This is a genomic window from Nocardia sp. Tas62D01 (genome assembly GCF_055232035.1).
The window spans coordinates 1,601,814-1,620,599 of sequence record NZ_JBUYUZ010000001.1 but is presented as its reverse complement, the minus strand read 5'-3'; the positions used below and the strand labels follow the sequence as shown (position 1 = coordinate 1,620,599).

At 67.8% G+C, this 18,786-nt stretch carries 13 protein-coding genes; 10 read left to right on the top strand and 3 right to left on the bottom strand.

The annotated features are described in order from the left end of the window. Window positions 1-446 precede the first annotated feature (446 nt). The 5 genes from ACV7NQ_RS07860 (at window position 447) to proB (ending at window position 7,344) form a co-directional block, all read left to right on the top strand. On the top strand, window positions 447-3,608 hold the full coding sequence (locus ACV7NQ_RS07860) for a translation initiation factor IF-2 N-terminal domain-containing protein (RefSeq protein WP_463359010.1): 3,162 nt from the start codon (window positions 447-449) through the stop codon (window positions 3,606-3,608). A gap of 340 nt (window positions 3,609-3,948) precedes the next feature. Next, entirely contained in the window at window positions 3,949-4,260 is a 312-nt protein-coding gene (gene rplU, locus ACV7NQ_RS07855; protein WP_463359009.1) for a 50S ribosomal protein L21, read from the top strand. Window positions 4,261-4,298: 38 nt separating this feature from the next. Continuing rightward, entirely contained in the window at window positions 4,299-4,565 is a 267-nt protein-coding gene (gene rpmA / locus ACV7NQ_RS07850; RefSeq protein ID WP_463359008.1) for a 50S ribosomal protein L27, read from the top strand. Window positions 4,566-4,685: 120 nt separating this feature from the next. Continuing rightward, window positions 4,686-6,146, top strand: coding sequence for a GTPase ObgE (gene obgE / locus ACV7NQ_RS07845; RefSeq protein WP_463359007.1), 1,461 nt, complete (start codon window positions 4,686-4,688; stop codon window positions 6,144-6,146). An 82-nt stretch (window positions 6,147-6,228) separates the two neighbouring features. After that, complete coding sequence (gene proB / locus ACV7NQ_RS07840; RefSeq protein ID WP_463365581.1) at window positions 6,229-7,344, top strand: glutamate 5-kinase; 1,116 nt, start codon at window positions 6,229-6,231, stop codon at window positions 7,342-7,344. Window positions 7,345-7,693: 349 nt separating this feature from the next. On the opposite strand, the gene ACV7NQ_RS07835 is transcribed toward proB, so the two are convergent. From ACV7NQ_RS07835 to ACV7NQ_RS07825, 3 genes are all read right to left on the bottom strand, one after another. Then, complete coding sequence (locus ACV7NQ_RS07835; protein ID WP_463359006.1) at window positions 7,694-8,770, bottom strand: hypothetical protein; 1,077 nt, start codon at window positions 8,768-8,770, stop codon at window positions 7,694-7,696. Between the two features lie 150 nt (window positions 8,771-8,920). Further along, window positions 8,921-9,295, bottom strand: a complete 375-nt coding sequence (locus tag ACV7NQ_RS07830) for a hypothetical protein (RefSeq protein ID WP_463359005.1) — start codon at window positions 9,293-9,295, stop codon at window positions 8,921-8,923. Between the two features lie 84 nt (window positions 9,296-9,379). Further along, the gene (locus tag ACV7NQ_RS07825; RefSeq protein ID WP_463359004.1) at window positions 9,380-10,093 is read right to left on the bottom strand and encodes an ESX secretion-associated protein EspG; all 714 of its coding nucleotides are present in this window, start codon (window positions 10,091-10,093) and stop codon (window positions 9,380-9,382) included. A 213-nt stretch (window positions 10,094-10,306) separates the two neighbouring features. Between ACV7NQ_RS07825 and ACV7NQ_RS07820 the strand changes: the two genes are divergently transcribed. The 5 genes from ACV7NQ_RS07820 to ACV7NQ_RS07800 are packed head-to-tail and all read left to right on the top strand — an operon-like array spanning window position 10,307 to window position 18,775. Beyond that, complete coding sequence (locus ACV7NQ_RS07820; protein ID WP_463359003.1) at window positions 10,307-13,036, top strand: phosphoenolpyruvate synthase; 2,730 nt, start codon at window positions 10,307-10,309, stop codon at window positions 13,034-13,036. Next, window positions 13,026-16,478 carry an AMP-binding protein gene (locus ACV7NQ_RS07815; protein ID WP_463359002.1) on the top strand — a complete coding sequence of 1,151 codons (3,453 nt, stop codon included), beginning with the start codon at window positions 13,026-13,028 and terminating at the stop codon, window positions 16,476-16,478. Before ACV7NQ_RS07820 ends, ACV7NQ_RS07815 begins: the two co-directional genes overlap by 11 nt. After that, the gene (locus tag ACV7NQ_RS07810; protein ID WP_463359001.1) at window positions 16,475-16,741 is read left to right on the top strand and encodes an acyl carrier protein; all 267 of its coding nucleotides are present in this window, start codon (window positions 16,475-16,477) and stop codon (window positions 16,739-16,741) included. The genes ACV7NQ_RS07815 and ACV7NQ_RS07810 overlap by 4 nt, the downstream gene beginning before the upstream one ends. Next, window positions 16,738-17,829 (top strand): SDR family oxidoreductase, encoded by a 1,092-nt coding sequence (locus ACV7NQ_RS07805; protein WP_463359000.1) that lies wholly within the window; start codon window positions 16,738-16,740, stop codon window positions 17,827-17,829. Before ACV7NQ_RS07810 ends, ACV7NQ_RS07805 begins: the two co-directional genes overlap by 4 nt. Window positions 17,830-17,854: 25 nt before the next feature. Beyond that, a complete protein-coding gene (locus tag ACV7NQ_RS07800; RefSeq protein ID WP_463358999.1) occupies window positions 17,855-18,775 on the top strand; it encodes a nucleoside-diphosphate kinase in 921 nt (306 codons plus the stop codon). Window positions 18,776-18,786 lie beyond the last annotated feature (11 nt).

Here is an 18,786-nt window from a genome sequence, read left to right as displayed (position 1 = left end):
GCAGCGCCTGCGGCGTACGGCGGAACCGAGCGTCAGCGAGGTGAAGTCGTGCGCCGATGGCGAACCGTTAGCGCGCGGTGTGGGATACTGGCACTGGTTGCAACTGATATCGACTGTTCGCGCTGGTACGCGAACGATTGGTGACGGAAGCAGCCGGATGACACCGCGGTTCGATGCCGATCATCGCTGCCACGGACAAACAGCCCGGTTGTTGGGGGTGATTGTTCGCGTCGGCACGCTGGATGAGCGCTCGTTCCGTGGAGTTCAGCCAACAGCCAGGCGCCGCGTGACCAGTTAGCCCGACGAACACCCATGGTGATAACCGGACATGCGGGGCAAGACCACTTGACCTTGCGTCAACCGCGTGAGGCGAATGATTAGTGCCCCCGCGTCGGCCGCGTCACTTCTGCCAGGAGGGACGCGCCCGGGGGTCCCGAGGAGACTTCGTGGCCGAACAAGAGCCGCTGGAAACAACATCACAGGATGCCGAACAATTGCCGGAGAGAATCCGAGTTCACGCACTTGCCAAGCTGCTGGGAGTGACGAGTAAGCGCATCCTGGCCAAGCTCACCGAGTTGGGTGCCGAGGCGCGCAGTGCGCAGTCGAACGTCGATAGGGCGGTGGCGGAGTCTGTCCGCGAGGCGCTGGTCGAGCCCGACACTCCCGTCGGGGCGTCCGAGGCGCCTGCCACGGCGTCCGAGCCTGCTGTCGCGGTGCCCGAGCCCGCCCCGGCCAGGGAGCCCGGCCTGCTCTTCTCCGCACCGGACCCGGTGATCGACCAGGGCAGGTCGGAGACCTCGAATAGCCCGGTCGAGGCGGCCCACCAGCCGTCGGTGCAGCTGTTCACGCATCTGGACCGGGAGGAACCGCAGGTCGCGGCGCCTGCCGTGTTCGAGGCCGCCGCGACGGTGCAGGCGCCGCTGTTCCTGCCGCCGGACGCGGCCGCCGCAGAGCAGGCGCGGCGCAAGCGTCGCGTCGAGCGGGATGCCCGTCGCACCGAGGAACCTCAGCCGCCGGTCGAAGTGACCGAGGACGAGGTCGATACCTCCGAAGACGATCAGGAGTCGCCCGACCAGCAGGGTGACGCCGACGGCCAGCCGCGTCGCAGGCGCCGTGGTCGCCGTGGTCGTGGTCGCGGCCGTGGTGAACAGCACGCCGACTCGGAATCCGACGACGACAACGAGACCACGGACTCCGAGGGTGACACCGAGGACGAGCGGCCCACCGAGTCGCGCGCCGCCGAGCCCACCGATGCCACCGACGACAACTCCGATTCCGATGACGACGAATCCGACGAACCGGAGGGCTCGACCCGCCGCCGCCGTCGCCGCCGTCGCCGCAAGGTGGCGGGCGATGGCGCCGAAAACGAAGCCGTCGCCGAGGACGACCCGCCGAACACCGTCGTGCACGAGCGCGAACCGAGGAACAAGAGCCGCAACCGGGCCGCCGCCCCGGACGAGGTGCAGGGCATCAGCGGTTCCACCCGGCTGGAGGCCAAGCGTCAGCGCAGGCGTGATGGCCGTGAGGCCGGTCGCCGCCGCCCGCCGATCCTGACCGAGTCGGAGTTCCTGGCCCGCCGCGAAGCGGTGGACCGGGTGATGGTGGTGCGCGAGAAGGCGTTCCCTGGGTTGAGCGGAGCGAAGGGGGATCCCACACAGCATCCGACCGCAACACAGGTCGCCGTGCTCGAGGACAGCATCCTCGTCGAGCACTTCGTCACCAGCACCGGTTCCGCGTCGATGGTCGGCAATGTCTACCTCGGCAGGGTGCAGAACGTGCTGCCGAGCATGGAGGCGGCGTTCGTCGATATCGGCCGCGGCCGCAACGGTGTGCTCTACGCCGGTGAAGTGAACTGGGAGGCCGCCGGGCTCGGCGGCAAGGAGCGCAAGATCGAGCAGGCGCTCAAGCCGGGCGATCAGGTGCTGGTGCAGGTGAGCAAGGATCCGGTCGGGCACAAGGGCGCACGACTGACCACGCAGATCAGCCTGGCGGGACGCTTCCTGGTGTACGTGCCGGATGGTTCGTCCACCGGCATCAGCCGCAAGCTGCCCGACACCGAGCGCAAGCGGCTCAAGGAGATCCTGCGAGACATCGTCCCCAACGACGCCGGAGTGATCATCCGAACCGCGTCGGAGGGTGTCGCCGAGGACGAGCTGGCTCGCGACGTCGAGCGGCTGCAGGCGACTTGGCGCACGATCGAGAAGGCCGCCGAGGGCAAGGACTCCGGCGCGCCGAAGACCCTGTACGAAGAGCCCGACCTGCTGGTGAAGGTCATCCGTGACCTGTTCAACGAGGACTTCTCCAAGTTGGTCATCGAGGGCGAACGGTCCTGGAGCACTGTCGAGAAGTACATCGGCACCGTTGCGCCGGACCTGCTCGCGCGGGTCTCCCGGCACGAGAGCAACGGTGTCGACGTGTTCGAGACCTACCGGATCGACGAGCAGCTCGCGAAGGCGCTCGATCGCAAGGTGTGGCTGCCCTCGGGCGGCACCCTGGTGATCGACCGCACCGAGGCCATGACGGTCGTCGACGTCAACACCGGCAAGTTCACCGGTGCGGGCGGCAGCAACCTGGAAGAGACGGTCACCCGCAACAACCTGGAGGCGGCCGAGGAGATCGTGCGCCAGATGCGGTTGCGCGATATCGGCGGCATGATCGTCGTCGACTTCATCGACATGGTGCTCGAGTCCAACCGGGATCTGGTGCTGCGTCGACTGACCGAGGCGCTGGGCCGCGACCGCACCCGCCATCAGGTCTCCGAGGTGACCTCGCTGGGTCTGGTGCAGATGACCCGCAAGAAGCTGGGTACCGGTCTGGTCGAGGCATTCTCGACGACCTGTGAGCATTGCTACGGCCGCGGCATTCTGGTGCACACCTACCCGGTGGAGGCCTCCTCCGGCACCGATGACAGCGCCGCCAGGAACCGGGGCGAGACCGGTTCGCGTCGCCGTCGCGGCCGGGACAAGGGCGCCGCTCCCGCGCCCGCGTCGGCCAACGGCACCGCACCGGTGACCGAGGCTGTCGAGGAGGACGCCGCCGTCAAGCGGGCGCATCCGGTGGCATTGGCGATGGCAGCGCACCACGGTGACACCGAGACCGATTCCGAATCGGTCGAGGTGGACGATGCGGTCGAGGCCGCCACTGTGATCAGCCAGCCCGAGGTCGGCGAGCCCGAGGCGATGGAAGCCCTGGCCGAATCCGTGGCAGCAGAGCCGACCGAAATCGCCGTTGCCGTGACGGAGCAGGCCGAGCCGGTCGAAGCACCGGCCGAGCCGGTCACAGCGGCCGAACCCGAGACCCCGGCAGCGGTGGTCGACGACACGCCCCCCGCTACCGCACCGGAGGCCGCCGCCGGAGCGGCAAGCAACGGGGTTTCCCAGCCTGCCGCGCCGCGTACGACCGGACGTAGGCGTCGGGTGGCCCGTTCGGTCGCCGCGCCCACCGCCGACAGCACCGGGGCAGTGTTCGTGCTGCCCACCACGGAGCAGGCAGCTGCGGCGCCGGTTGTGGACTACACCGCCGAGGTTCCGGCCGAGGTGCTGGTGCGCAAGCCGCGCCGCCGGGCCGCCGGACGGCCAGCGGGCCCGCCGGTGGACGAGGCGAACTGATCGGTTCGAGCTGATCGGACCGACCCGACAATGCGAGACCCCCGTCATCATCATGGTGACGGGGGTCTCGCATTTCGCGCTTGCCGGAACCGTTCGGGGGACACCGGTTTGGACCGGGTGGTAGGCGTCCTGTAATCTCGAACAGTCGCTGCCCGGCGACAGCGCTCTAGTGCGCTGTGTTTGCGACTCGGCCCCGAAGCCGAGGGCCATCAGGTTTTGCTGAGGCGGCGGTGACTACCAGAACAGACGTGCTGTGGTTTCCACGGAGTTATCCGGGTGGGAGCACGCAGCCGCGTGAGCAAGTAGCCGCGCGCATTACAGGAAGAAGGGCAGCCGACCGATGGCAACGTACGCGATCGTCAAGACCGGCGGAAAGCAGTACAAGGTCGCGGTCGGTGACCTGGTGAAGGTCGAGAAGATCGAGGGTGCGCCGGGTACTTCCGTCGCGCTGGCCCCGGTTCTCGTCGTCGACGGGGCCGAGCTGACCACCGATGCGGCCGAGCTGGCCAAGGTTTCCGTGGCTGCCGAGGTCGTCGAGCAGACCAAGGGCCCGAAGATCCGCATCCACAAGTTCAAGAACAAGACCGGCTACCACAAGCGGCAGGGCCACCGTCAGCCGCTGACGGTCATCAAGGTCACCGGCATCAAGTAAGCCTCCTCGATTTCGAGTTACTTCACAGGAGTTCAGAAATGGCACATAAGAAGGGTGCGTCCAGCTCCCGCAACGGTCGCGATTCGAACGCCCAGCGACTCGGCGTCAAGCGCTTCGGCGGCCAGGCCGTCAAGGCCGGCGAGATCCTGGTGCGCCAGCGTGGCACTCACTTCCACCCCGGCGTGAACGTCGGTCGTGGCGGTGACGACACCCTGTTCGCCCTCGCGGCGGGCGCGGTCGAGTTCGGCAACAAGCGTGGCCGCAAGACCATCAACATCGTCGTTCCGGAGCCGGTTCAGGCCTGACCGCCTAGCCAATCCAGCAACAGCCGAGCGGGTCAGGGTGACACACCCTGGCCCGTTTTCGCGTTTTCGAACGATCGCGTCGGCACCGACAACCAACCACCGAGGAGGATGATTCGGCGTATGTCCAAATTCATCGACCGTGTCGTATTGCACGTGCATGCGGGCAAGGGTGGTCACGGTTGTGCCTCCGTGCGCCGCGAGAAGTTCATGCCGCTCGGTGGACCCGACGGCGGCAATGGCGGCCGTGGCGGGGACGTGGTCCTCGAGGTCGACCCGAACGTGCACACGCTGCTGGACTTCCACTTCCACCCGCACGCCAAGGCAGGCAACGGCAAGCCGGGCGAGGGCAGCAACCGCGACGGTAAGCAGGGCGAGGACCTGCTGTTGAAGGTGCCCGACGGCACCGTGGTGCTCGACGGTGACGGCAAGGTGCTCATCGACCTGGTCGGTGCGGGCAACCGCTTCATCGTGGCCCGAGGCGGCCGTGGTGGCCTCGGCAATGCTCAACTCGCGTCCAAGGCGCGCAAGGCTCCCGGTTTCGCGCTGCTCGGCGAGGAGGGTGACGAAGGCGACCTGGTGCTGGAGCTCAAGTCGCTCGCCGATGTCGGGCTCGTCGGGTTCCCGTCGGCGGGCAAGTCCTCGCTGGTGTCGGTGCTGTCGGCGGCCAAGCCGAAGATCGCGGACTACCCGTTCACCACGCTGGTACCGAACCTCGGCGTGGTCGCCAGTGGCGACACCACGTTCGTGATCGCCGATGTGCCCGGGCTGATCCCAGGCGCCAGCGAGGGGCGGGGGCTCGGGCTGGAATTCTTGCGCCATCTGGAACGGTGCGCGGTGCTCGCGCATGTCGTCGACTGCGCCACGCTGGAGCCGGGTCGTGATCCGGTATCCGATGTCGATGCGCTGGAGGCGGAACTGGCGGCGTACAAGTCCATGCTCAACGCCGACACGGGGCTCGGCGACCTGGCCGACCGGCCGCGTGTGGTGATCCTGAACAAGACCGACGTGGCCGAGGCCGCCGAACTGGCGGAGATGGTGACCCCCGAGTTCACCGCGCGCGGCTGGCCGGTGTTCGAGATCTCGGCGGTGAGTCGAGCGGGCTTGCGGCCCTTAACTTTCGCGCTGGCAGATATGGTGTTGCAGTACCGTGAGGCGCATCCGAAGGCCGCGCCGGCGCGGCCGGTGATCCGGCCGATCGCGGTGGATCAGGCTGGTTTCACCGTGATCGCGGATTCCGAAGAGCCGGGTGGCTTCATCGTGCGCGGCACCCAGCCCGAGCGGTGGGTGCGCCAGACCCAGTTCGACAACGACGAAGCCGTGGGCTACCTGGCCGACCGGCTTGCTCGCCTCGGCGTCGAGGAGGAACTGGTGAAGCAGGGCGCCCAGCCGGGAGCTCCGGTGACCATCGGCGATGTGACCTTCGAGTGGGAGCCGCAGATCTCGGCGGGCGTCGACATGGTGCCCACCGGTCGTGGCACCGACATCCGGTTGGAGCAGTCCGACCGGATCAGCGCGGCCGAACGTAAGCATGCGTCGCGGGTGCGCCGTGGTCTGTTGAAAGAGGACGAGGACGAGGAATGACCGCGGCCGCGGTGCCGGTGGGTTCTGTTGCGGTACAGGGAGTTCGGTTGCGATGCAGGTGAGTTCTGGGATGGCCGAGGCGATGTCGGAGTCCGGTCTCAGTGACGCCAGGCAGGCCATTGCCGGGGCGCGCAGTGTGGTGGTGAAGATCGGTTCGTCCGCGTTGACGAGCCTGAGGGGCGGGCTGGATACCGCGCGCCTCGATCGGCTCGCCGACGCCGTTGAGGCGCGGATGCGCGCCGGATCCGACGTGGTGGTGGTGTCGTCCGGTGCGATCGGCGCGGGTATCGCGCCGCTCGGATTGACCACTCGCCCACGGGATCTGGCCACCAAGCAGGCTGCGGCGAGCGTCGGCCAGTTGGCACTGGCGCATGCCTGGGGTACGTCGTTCGCGCGATACAGGCGCACCGTTGGGCAGGTGCTGTTGAGCGCCGACGACTTCTCCCGCCGCGAGCATCACCGCAACGCGCAGCGCACCCTGGACCGGTTGCGTTCGCTGGGCGCGGTGGCGGTGGTGAATGAAAACGATACCGTCGCAACGGAGGAGATCCGTTTCGGCGACAACGATCGGCTCGCCGCGCTGGTCGCGCACCTGGTCGGCGCGGACGCGCTGATCCTGCTCTCCGATGTCGAGGGCCTCTACGACGGCGACCCGCGCAAGGGCGCCGCCACTTTCATCCCCGAGGTCGCCAGCAGCGCCGACCTCGATGGGGTCATCGCGGGCAGCGGTGGCGCACTCGGCACCGGCGGCATGGCCTCGAAGCTGTCCGCCGCCCGCCTTGCCGCAGACGCGGGCGTCCCCGTCCTGCTCGCCGCCGCCACCGAGGCCGCCAACGCATTGACCACCAGCACAGTAGGCACCGCCTTCGCCGCACGGCCGGTTCGCCTGTCGGCCCGCAAGTTCTGGGTCCGCCACGCCGCCGACAGCCGCGGCGCCCTCCTCATCGACGAAGGCGCCGCCCATGCCGTAGCCCACCGCCGCCGCTCCCTGCTCGCCGCAGGCATCACCGGCCTGCGCGGTACCTTCCACGGCGGCGACGTAGTCGACCTCGTAGCCCCGGACAACCACATCGTGGCCCGCGGTGTAGTCGAATACGACAGCACCGAACTCACCGGCATGCTCGGCTGCTCCACCGCCGAACTCCCTGACACCATGCAGCGCCCGGTGATTCACGCCGATGACCTCGTGAAGGTCTGACGCACACGCTCAACCGGGTCGACCACACCGCCGTCGAGGCTCTCGTAGGCAAGGGTCACTCGCCATGGCCGCCCACGTCTCGGCCGCGTGTCGCGACGCTATCTGGTCTGCGCTCACCGACCGTGGGACGCGCGGGCGGCGCGCAACTCATCAGGTACGTCCGGTGTCTCGGCCGAGTTTTCGGTCGTGGGCCGTGGCGCAACTGTCTCGGCACTCACCGATCGCGAGACCTCCAGGAGTGAGGCGGTCGCGCAACCTATCGCGTACGGTCGGACTCGTAGTCCGTCGCCAGTGCGTGACATAGGCGTCGTGGGTACGCAACTGTCGGGACGGTGAGCGTCGGGCGCGCTCATTGGTGGGGTGTGGGGATGACTCCCGGCTGGTTGGTGGTCGAAGGGGGTTGCTGGTTTTGGTCTTCCGGGATCGGGCCGGTGATGCCGGGCTGGCCGCCGGGGTCGGTGAGGGGCGGTGTGGGCTCGTTCGGTGCCGGTGCCGGTGCCGGTGCCGGTGCCGGGGGAGGTGGTGCAGGCTGTGGGGTTGGGGCGGGTGGTGGTTCGGGGATCGGGGGTGGGGCCTGCTGGGGTGCCGGTGTTGGGGTCGGTTGTGGTGTGGGGGTGGGTTGGGGGTCGGGGGTGGGCTGTGGCGTGGCTGGTGCTGGTGCGGATGGCGTCGGAACAGGTTGGGGGACTTGCGATTCCGGTGTGGAGGGGGCAGACGGTGTGGGGGTGGTCGGAGCCGGCGACGGGATGTCGGGCGTGGACGGGACCGGCGGTGGCGTGGGGATGCCGGGTGCGGTCGGCTGCTGATCCGGTTGCGGCTGTGGGGGATTGGTGTATTCCGGCTGTGACTGCTGGTCGGGGCGGGTGGGTGGCGCTGCCGGTTCGCCGGGGAGGGGTAGGGGTTCGGGCAAGGCGGGGACGCCGGTGCCTGCCATGCTGTAGGCCGGTTTGTACACCATGTTCATCGCGAGGACGGCTTCCTGGCGCAGTGCTTCCTCCGCCATCTGCGCGTCGATGACATTGGCCGCCTCCAGCAGTTTCGCGACAGCGCCGATCGGGCCGGAGCTGCCGGGCGGGACCACCGCGATCTTGACCACCTCGGCGGCCGCGGCGACTCCACCGAGCCGTGCGCCGACCTGGCCCATGATCGCGGCGAGCTCGTCGACGGACTCGGCATAGCTGCGGGCGCTGGCGTATGCCGCGTCGGCCGTGGCGCCCTCCCATTCCATGGAGTTCATCACCCGGTCCGAGCTCGCGCGGGTGAGCGGGAACGAAGTGGCAAGTGTCCCTGCCACTTCCAGCCAGGTGACCGAGGCACTGAGGACCTGCGCGGCGTCGATCTGCTGGGTCTTGACGTAGATCTCCTCGTGCCGCATCGACTCGAAGTGCTCCATCGAGCTGATGTAGTCCGGGTCGGCACCACTCATGGCTGCACCTTGCTGGCGCTCGGCTCCGCCATTCCTGAGGGACGCTGCGTCATGGTTCGTTCGCTGCGCTCGCTCACTGCTGCACCTCGCTGGCGCTCGGCTCCGCCATTCCTGAGGGACGCTGCGTCATGGTTCGTTCGCTGCGCTCGCTCACTGCTGCACCCTCGTTTCGATGGCGCGCAACGCCGCGGCGTTCGCGGCATCCGCCTCTTCGAGTAGCCCGCCGCTGATCAGGAATGCCTCCTTCATCCGGTACGCGGCCTCGATGTAGTGGTTGAGCAGCGCGGCGGCGTCGCGGGCTTTGTGGCCGAACCCGACCTGGAGCTGCTGGGCCGAGATGAACCCGCCGAAGCCGTCCGTTTCGGCGGCGGCTTCAAGGCGTTGCTGCAGGTAGATGAGTTGATCGGCCTGATGGTCGTACATCTCGGCGCAGCGCCGCGCCGCTGCCGGATCGAACTTGACGATGCCGGTCTGCGCCTGTTGTTTGAACCGGGCGATATCGGCTCGGCTGGTCTCGATCGTCATGAGCACCCCCTGAGATCGGTCGGTCCGCCCCAGACTAACCGGAACCCAAGCGTCCGGTCAGTAATAGTTACCGGTCGGCGAGAGTCATCGGCCCTGTGCCGGAATGCGTTTCTGCAACTGCGCGGCGAGCTGTTCGGCGGAGGCGGGCACGATGTGCACGGTGGTGCCCGCCTTGATCAGGTAGCGCCCGTCGCCCTTGACGTCGATCCAGGTGTAATGGATCGGCGGCGATGGCTCAGGCCGATCCAGCCGCGGCTCGATCCGGATGTGCCCCTCGGCGGTATGTGGCTTCAGCAGCAGCCTGCGGATCGGCGGCGCGGCGGGCTGGGGCGCGACCACCACCTCCTGGTCCTGGATCGCTTCCACCGGCGCGGAGCGGGCCGGTTCGCGCCCCGCAGGCGCCCTGGGCAGCAGCGCCGCGATGCGGCTGCCCAGCTTGCTGCTGTGCCCGATCGAAAGGCGCACATGGCCGCCGATGTCCGGGCTGGCGCCCGGCTCCTGCAGAGCCAGCACCGCATGGTCGAAGATCGCGCCCGCCAGCATACGGATCTCGGTGCCGGGCGCGTGCGCCCCGCCGATCGCGACGATCCGGGTCTGTGGTTTCGCGAGAATCCGCAGGCACGCCGACAGGTCCGGGTCGCGCCCAGGCGGCAGCCGCTCGTTCAGCGTGGCGCGCAGCGCATCGGCCTCGTCCTCGGTGCGTGGTGTCTCCAGGATCCGGAGGGGATACGGGTGCCGATCGACCTCGGTTTCCCGCCACACGTGCGCGAACTCGTCCGGGGTGAAGGTCCAACCCACGCCGAATCACATCCTCACCGAACCCACCGAGACTGCTCGAAGCTTAGCGGCGCGTTGTGGGCTTGGACCAATGCAAGCGGTACCGCAGTATTGCGGGCTAACGTCGAAGTGGAATCTCGGATATATCCAAACAGTCCCTTGGTTTTTCGGCATGCCCTACGCCTGAGTGCACTGCGCCGGCCCGGTGATCAAGGGGGCGATGGGAGAGATGCCTTGCAGGTACTTGGACCGTGGACCGATACAGCGACGATCGCCGCGTTGGCGGGCGGTAAGGCGCGTGGCTTGCACAGTTTGCAGACCGGTGGCTTCCGCGTCCCTGACTGGGCCGTACTCGGCACCGACGCCTTCGAGCAGGTGCTGTACGCGAGTGATCTCACCAGGGAGGTGACAGATTTCCTCGCGATCGACGATCTGGACCTGGCACTGGCGGCGGGTGCGGCGTTGCGAGCCGAGATCGGCGCCGCGGAGATGCCGCCGACGGTCGCGGCGCTGATCGCCGACGCCTACGACCGGCTCGGCGGCGGTTCGATCGCGGTCCGATCGTCGATGGTCGCCGAGGACGGTGCCGGCCACTCCTACGCGGGCCAGTTCGACTCGTATCTGAACGTCAACGGCATCGACGCGGTGGCGGTGCGGGTGCGCGAATGCTGGGCTTCGGCATTCTCGGAGCGCTCCATCCGTTACGCGTTCGCCCACGGCCTGGCCAGGGCCGGCGCCCCGGCCGTCGTCCTGCAGCGGTTGGTGGCGGCGCGGGCGAGCGGAGTGATGTTCACGGCGAACCCGATTACCGGCGCATTCGACGAGTTGGTGATCAGCGCGGTGTACGGGCTCGGTGAGGGACTGGTGTCGGGCGCGGTGGACGCCGACTCGGTGACCGTCGACAAATCCTCCGGTGCGGTACTGGAAATGGTTCTGGGAGACAAGGATCGGTCTTTTACGCCCGGCGGCGACCAGGGTTGTGTGGTCGCCGAGGTCGATCCGTCGCGCCGGGAACGCGCCGCGCTGTCGGACGCCGAATTGCTCGAGGCCGCCGAACTGGGTCGCAAGCTGGAGGCCAGTTTCGGTGCGCCGCAAGACATCGAGTGGGCGATCGATGACGACGGGATCTGGTTGCTGCAATCGCGACCGATCACCACCACGTTGCGGGACGGCTCCTCTGGTTCGGGCAGCGCGGTCGTTCGCGGCGCGGGCGAGGTGCTCGCCGACGACGAGACGCGAATCTGGGACAACTCCAACATCATCGAGAGCTTCAGCGGCGTCACCTCACCTCTGACCTTCACCACGGCGGCCGACATCTACGGCCGGGTCTACCACGGCTACGCGAAGTCGCTGCGGGTGCCCGCCGAGCAACTGCGGCAGGTGGATCGGTGGACTCCGGTGCTGCTCGGCTACTTTCACGGCCGGGTCTACTACAACCTGCTGCACTGGTATCGGATGGTAGGCGTCGCACCGGGCTACCCGTTGAACAGGAAGGTGCTGGAGGCCGCGCTCGGCGTCGATGAACCGCTGCCCGATGAGGTCGCGAAGACCCTGCGCCCGTATGTGTTCCGCACCCGGTTCGCCAGGCTGCGTTCACGCGCGGTGACGACGATGACCTATCTGCGGCGATTGTTCGGCATCGACCACATGGTCGAGGGGTTCATCACCGACTTCTACCGCGTCTACGACGAATACGACGCCATCGACTACACCACGCTGTCCGGCGAGCAGGCCTACGCGTCCTACCGCACGGTGGACCGGGATCTGGTCGAGCGCTGGGGACCGCTGATGGTGCTCGACGCGATCCTGCTGACCTGCACCGGCTTGATGTACGTGCTGACGAAGCTGTTGCTGCCGAAGGCGCCGGAATGGTTCCTGTACGCCGTCGTCGGCCCTGGCGCGGATGTCGAATCGGCCGAGCCCGCGCGCGCGATGACCGAGCTCGCCGAGTTAGTGCGCGCCGATCCGGAACTGGCATCGCTCATCAATTCGACTGCGCCGGAACAGATCTATCCAGAATTGCAGTCCTCCGGCAGGCGTGAATTCCTGGTCCACGTCGACTCCTACATCGATCGCTACGGCTACCGCAGCCTGGACGAGTTGAAACTGGAGACGCCGGATCTGCGCGAGGATCCGGCGAGCCTGTTCGTCATGCTGCGCAGCGCGATCGGACGGGTGGGGGATGCGACGCAACACAGTCGCAGCGCCGAGGCCGACGAATACCTCGACGCCCACCTGCACGGTTTCCGGCGGCGGATCTATGAACGGTTGCGCGGCAAGGTATCTCGGTGCGCCGCGCACCGGGAGCGGCTGCGCTTCTGCCGCACCCGCGCCTTCGGTATGGTCAAGCGGATGATCAGGGTGATGGGCCGTGACCTGGTCGCGCGCGGCGTCATCGACGAGTTCGGCGACGTGTTCTTCCTGACCGTGCAGGAACTGCGCGGCTGCTACGAGGGTGCCGAGACCGATGCGCTGCGCGATCTGGTTGCCGCGCGAAAAGCCCAGCGCGCCAGGGATAGCGAGCTCGTCGCGCCGACCCGCTTCGTCACGATGGGTTCGACCTTCGGGCGCGCCGAACAGGCGAATCAGGGGTGGGTACCGGTCACCGACACCCCGGCCGCGATCGTGGGCACGGTGCTCGCGGGGACACCGTCGGCGTCCGGCGTGGTCGAGGGCACGGCCGTCGTGGTGGACGAGCCACGCGACGTCGCAGGCGGCATCCTGGTGGCATATCGCACCGATCCCGGCTGGGTGGCCGCGCTACCCTCGGCGTCGGCGCTGGTGATCGAACGCGGCAGCCCGCTCACCCATGTCGCGATCGTGGCGCGGGAATTGGGTGTGCCGACAGTGGTCCAGGTCAAGGACCTCACGAAGAAGATACGGTCCGGTATGCGAATCCTGGTTGATGGAACCAATGGAACGGTTACTGTGCTGTCCGAAGGAGAACCCCGCAATGAAGCCTGACAAATACGTTGCGGCAGTTCGTAATTGGCTTTCCAGTCCTGCGGAGGATGCGGGTGTCCACCTTGCCGACGAGGCTGATGGCTGGGACTATCGCAGCTATCGTGAGCTCGCCGATACCACCTGGTCGATCGCCGCGTTGATGCGTGCCCACGGCATGGACAGTGGCGACGGCGCCTGCGTCATCATGCCGACCGGATTCCCGTGTGCCGCAGCGTTCTACGCCGTGTGGGCCTGCGGCGGGGTGTTCACACCGGTCGCGCCACCGATGTTCGGTGACCTCGATCAGATCGTCGCGCATATCGCGGCGATCCTGGCGCAGGCCCGGCCGCGGCTGGTGGTGACCTCGACGGAGTTCGAAGAGCTGGTTCGCCGGGCCGCGATCGAGGCGGGCCGCGCCGACGAGCCGCTGGTGATCGATGCGACGACGCTGGGTCCGGCGCCCGCGCCCCGCGAGTTCGGCGAGCCCGAAGACTGTGCGCTGCTGCAATTCACCTCCGGTTCCACCGGCACGCCGCGCGGAGTGCGCGTCAGCTGGCGCAATCTGGCCAACAACATCGCGATGATCTCCAACCTGGTCGACTGGCGACCCGGCGAGGCGATGGTCTCGTGGCTGCCGCTCTATCACGACATGGGCCTGGTCGGCGCATTCCTCACCACCGTGACCAACCAGGGCGACCTGTACCTGATGCGCCCGGACCAGTTCGTCCGCGACCCCGTGCGCTGGCTGCGCGCGATGACGCATGCGCAGCACTCGCCGTCGCCGTCGTTCGCGCTCGGCTATGTGGCGCACCGGGTGTCGCCGGAGGAGATCGCCGAACTCGACCTGTCCGGATGGCGCACGCTCGCCGTGGGTTCCGAGCCCGTCGAGGTGGCCGACCTGCAGTCGTTCGCGAGTCTGACCGGTGCGCGCGGATTCTCGACGAATGCGTACACGCTGGCCTACGGGCTGGCGGAGGCGACGCTGATGGTCACCTCGTCCGCGCGCAACCGCCCGATCACCGCCCTGCGCATCGACAATCCGAATCTGCGCTACGGCGAACGCATCACGATCCTGGACGAGCAATTGCTCGACGATACAAATCGGGTGGAGGGCGCGGGTTGGATTACCGGACTGGGATATTCGACGCCGGAGTCGACGGTCACGGTGGTCGACGAGGACGGCCGCGAACTGCCCGACGGCACACTCGGCGAGATGGTGGTGGTCGGTGATTCCGTGGCGCTGGGATATTCGGCGGCGTCGGAGGATCTCGCGGCGGCCCCGTCCACCCGGATCGCCGATGGCAGGCTGTACTCCGGTGATGCGGGGTTCCTGTACCGCGGTGAGGTTTTCGTGCTCGGCCGGATGGGTTCGAGCCTGAAGGTGCGCGGCCGCTCGGTATTCATGGAGGACATCGAATCCCGCGTCGCCCAGGAAACCGGCATTACCAAGGGCAAGCTCGCCGCCGTCGCGGTCACCGAGGCAGGTTCCCAGGGCGTCGCGCTGTTCGCCGAATCCGCGCCGGGCGATTGGATCCCGGAGGCCCGCAGCATCATTCGCGGCGAACTCGGCCCCGCACAGACCGTCGCCATCGTCACCGGACCACGCGGAACCATCCGGCGCACCTCCAGTGGCAAACCCCGTCGGCGGCACATGTGGCAGCTGTTTCGCGATGGCGTCCTCGATGGCGCCGTCGCCCACGAAGCCGACGATGTCGGCGGGGTGATCGCCGGTGCCGCAACCGAATCCGTCGCGCTCGAGGCCGCGGTGCCCGCCGACCGGGTGCGCCAGTTGCTTGAGCGTGCGCTGGAAATCGTTGCCGTGCCTACTGATTCGACAGTGCTGTTCGAAGGTTCGTTGGCGGAGGGCTTCGGCAACGAAGGGTCGGATGTGGACTTTCTCGTGCTTGCGGTCGGCGACGAGGAGATGCCGACGCTGCCGACGGTCTTGTTCATCGATGGTCGTCGGGTGGAGGTGCGCACCCGGTCGCAGGCGCAGCTGCGCCGACAGCTGGAACAGGTTGCGGGGGCAGCGAAACCGGCCGAACTCGAAGAAGACCTGCTCAACAGGTGTCAGCGATTCCTGCGGGCGACGGTGGTCCGGGCCGGTGCTGCCGATGTCGCCGAATTGCGCTCGCTGTTGCCGTATTCCGGCTTCACCACCACGCTGATGGCAGACTGGTGGGCCGGCCGTGCCACCCAGGCCCTGCGCTTCGCCGTCGCGCTGCGCGCACTCGGCGCGCGGGCCGAAGCGGGCGGTTGGGCGCGCGATGGTCTGCTGCAGGCGGTGAAGGCATGGGCGGCCCGCCGCGGCGAGAGCTACCTGGAGACCAAATGGCTGCCGCAGCAGCTGGACCGGATCGGTCCCGACGAACTCACCGATCGCTATCGCGATCTGAGCGATCCCGCGGCGTGGGACGAGGTGCCACAGAACGCGCAACCGCTCGCCGAACAGACGAGCTGGGAACAGGTGTGGGAGCTGGCGGCCGCGCTCGGCGTGCACGAGGTGGTCGATGACCCGCACCAGGTGCTGTTCGCCCGCCGTCCCGGCGTCACCACCTGGACGATAGGCGGGCGGGTGCACGTCATCCGTGACGATCGTGATGTCTTCGCGCTGTCGGATTCGGCCGCGCGTGCCTGGAAGTCGGTGGTATTCCGGCATTCGGTGCGCGATGTGCTCGCCCGCGCCGAGCACGATATCGCTACCGAGCTGGCCGAGTTCATTCGGCTCGGTTTCGTCGGATTGCAGTGGCGCGGAGGCGCACCCATTGTGCCCGCATTGGCGATGTGTAAGCCGGTCGAGCCGTTCACGCCGGTGCCGAGCGCCCAAGCGCCCGCGCTCGGCGTGCACGGTGCGGCCCGCGATGATCTGATTGCCACCTTCTCGCCGCTGCCCGCAGTCAGATTCACCGAGTGCGCGCTGAATGTGGTGTGGTCCAACATTGTTCTGGAGAACGCCAGGGAGGATCTGACGGGCGCCGTCAAGAACTCACAGGGCGCGGTGGCGGATATCGCCGCCCACCGAATGATCGCCATGGGTGTCCGGGTCCTGTTGTCCGCGTTCGGTATTCACCCGCTGCCTGCCGATGTCGCCGCCGCCGAAACGTTGCGGCGCGTGCTGCCGCCACACGCCCTGCGTCGGGAAGATCTGCTGGCACAGCTGGAATCGGCGCAGCGGGTGCGTTTCTCGGACATCATCAGCACCGGCGGCGATCCCGTCGCCGGTCTCGCTGTCCTCGATGATTTGGTCACCCAGGTGCGTGCGATCGCCGGTGGTTCCGAATCCGCCGCGGATTTCCCCGCCTCGTTCGCTTCACGCGAGCAATGGCGGCGCACCCTGGCCATCGGCTACGACTGGCTGCGTATCGCCGGTTACCTGAATACCGACCTGCCACTCGACGAGGCCCGTGACCTGCTCGCCTCCGGTGGCCACCAGCCCCACCTATCCGGAGGTGAGCCGAGATGACCGCAATAGCCGATACCGCGATCGCCGGAAAGGTGCGTGGCCTCATTTTCGCGATGGCGCCGAACCCCGCGGGCGCCGATGACGGTAAGCGCCTGGTGGAAGACCTTGGCTTCGACTCGCTGCGCCTGATGGAACTGACCGTCGTCCTGGAACGCGCCTTCGATCTGCCGCGCTACCGCCCGGAGCAATTGGTCGGCGTGCGGCGCGTCGGAGAAGTGATCGGCCTCGTCTCTGGGTCGCTAGCCGCGGGCGGTCGGTCATGATCGGCCGCGACACGGTGCTGGTGACCGGCGCGACCGGCCTGGTCGGCGCCGAGGTCGTCGCGCGGCTGGCCGCCGCGAGCCGACCGGTCGCCGCCGTGCTGCACAGCAATTCGAGCATCGTCCGCAATGACGGCACTTTGCTGGAGGCGGGAACCCCGGTGGCAGGGGATGTCCGGGCGCACGGATTCGGCATGTCCGAGCGCGACACCGCGGATCTGGCCGAGCGCGTCGGTGCGATCGTGCACTGCGCGGCGACCACCGCATTCGACGTGGCGGCGGCCGACTACGAAGAACTCAATGTGCGCGGCACCGCCAACGCGATCGCGCTGGCCAGGCAGTGGGATGTTCCCCTCGTACACGTCAGCACCGCGTACGTGTGCGGACAGCGCGGCGGGCGGATCACCGAGGATGAGCTGGAGGCCGGACAGTCGTTCGGAAATGGCTACGAGGACAGCAAGTTTCGTGCCGAGCAGCTGGTGCGGCTGACGGGGGAGCAGGGGCTGCGCTGGGCGATCGTGCGGCCCGGCATCGTGACCGGCGCCGGTGATACGGGCGCGATCCGCGAATACAAGAACCTGTACACCGTCGTGAAGCTCATGGTCGAAGGCAAACTGCGTTCCCTACCCGGCCGCTACGAAGCGACCCTGTCGCTGGCCCCGGTCGACCACGTCGCCGACGTAATCGTCGCGGCGGTACTGGATTTCGACTCCGCCCACCGCCGCACCCTGCACGCGGTCGGCCGGGACACGCTCTCGCTGCGTGAGGTGTCCGACGTACTGGCCGAGTATCCGTCCTTCGAGGTGGCGACCTTCGTGCCGAAGGCGACGTTCGCCGAGGACGACCTCGATCCGATCGAGCGGGAGTACTACCGGCGCATCGGTTCGCTCTACACCAGCTATTTCCAGCGCCGCTTGGTCTTCGACACCTCCAGCGCCGACGTGCTGCTCGGCAAGCCGTCGCCGCGCAGCGGCAAGGATTATCTGCGCCTACTGCTGGATTACTGCCTGGAATCCGGTTACCTGGGTGTCCCGCTATCGTCGATCGAAGAAGTGTTGGCGGCCAACGACTTCGGCGGGGTGGGCCAATGAGCGAGCGGGAGCTGGAGATGCAGCCATGACCGATCCTTTGCGGGAGCTGCTGACCGCCTCGACACCCTCGTCCGACAAGGTCGAGGCCTACGTCGGTGACACTTATGTGCAGGAGTCCGTCGATCAGCTCGACCGGCTCGGCATCGACGCCGCCGAGTTCGCCAGGCAGCATTCCCTGCTGCTGCTCAAGCCGGACGCCATCGTGGCGCGGGCCGTCGAGCGAACTATGGAATGGCTCGCGGACAACGGATTTCGCGTAGTCGGTGCCTACCGCATCCCCGTGGACCGGCACCTGGCCAGGGCGCTGTGGTACTTCGCCTGGAACATCGCCTCGCCCGAACGCAGGCGCCTGGCCGATCTGCTGGTCGGCATCTCGGATGTGCTCGTCCTCGTGGTACACGGTGCGGACAGCGATCTGCCCGTTTCGGTGCGGCTCACCGAGGCGAAGGGCGCGACCGATCCGCGCAAACGCCGTCCGGGCGAACTCCGGTATCTCCTCGGCCGCCACAATTACCTGTTGAATCTGGTGCATTCGCCCGACGATCCCGCCGATGTGCTGCGGGAGCTCGCCATCTATTTCGACGAGCGGCGCCGGGCGGCGGTGATCGCGCAAGCATGCACGGACGCCGACCGCTCGGCGGACGCCACCGCGATCGCGAACGACCTCTACTCCCACACTCCGGCCCGCAGTTTCGACCGCGCGGACGCGCTCGCACAGGTGTTGCGCGACCTCGAGCGGGCAACCGCCTGGGTCGCGCCCGAGCTCGACCTCGATTCGGACGCGGGGTGCGCGCAATTGCTGTACTCCGCGTGGGCCGGGGATGGCGAACTGGACCCATGGTCGGTGATCGTGCTCGGGTCCTACGTACTTCCCATGCGGACCGGTACCCAGCCGCAGGCGTTGCGGCCCGTGTCCGCGAGAGAGTGGTTGGAGGGTCGACTGTGACAACAGACGCA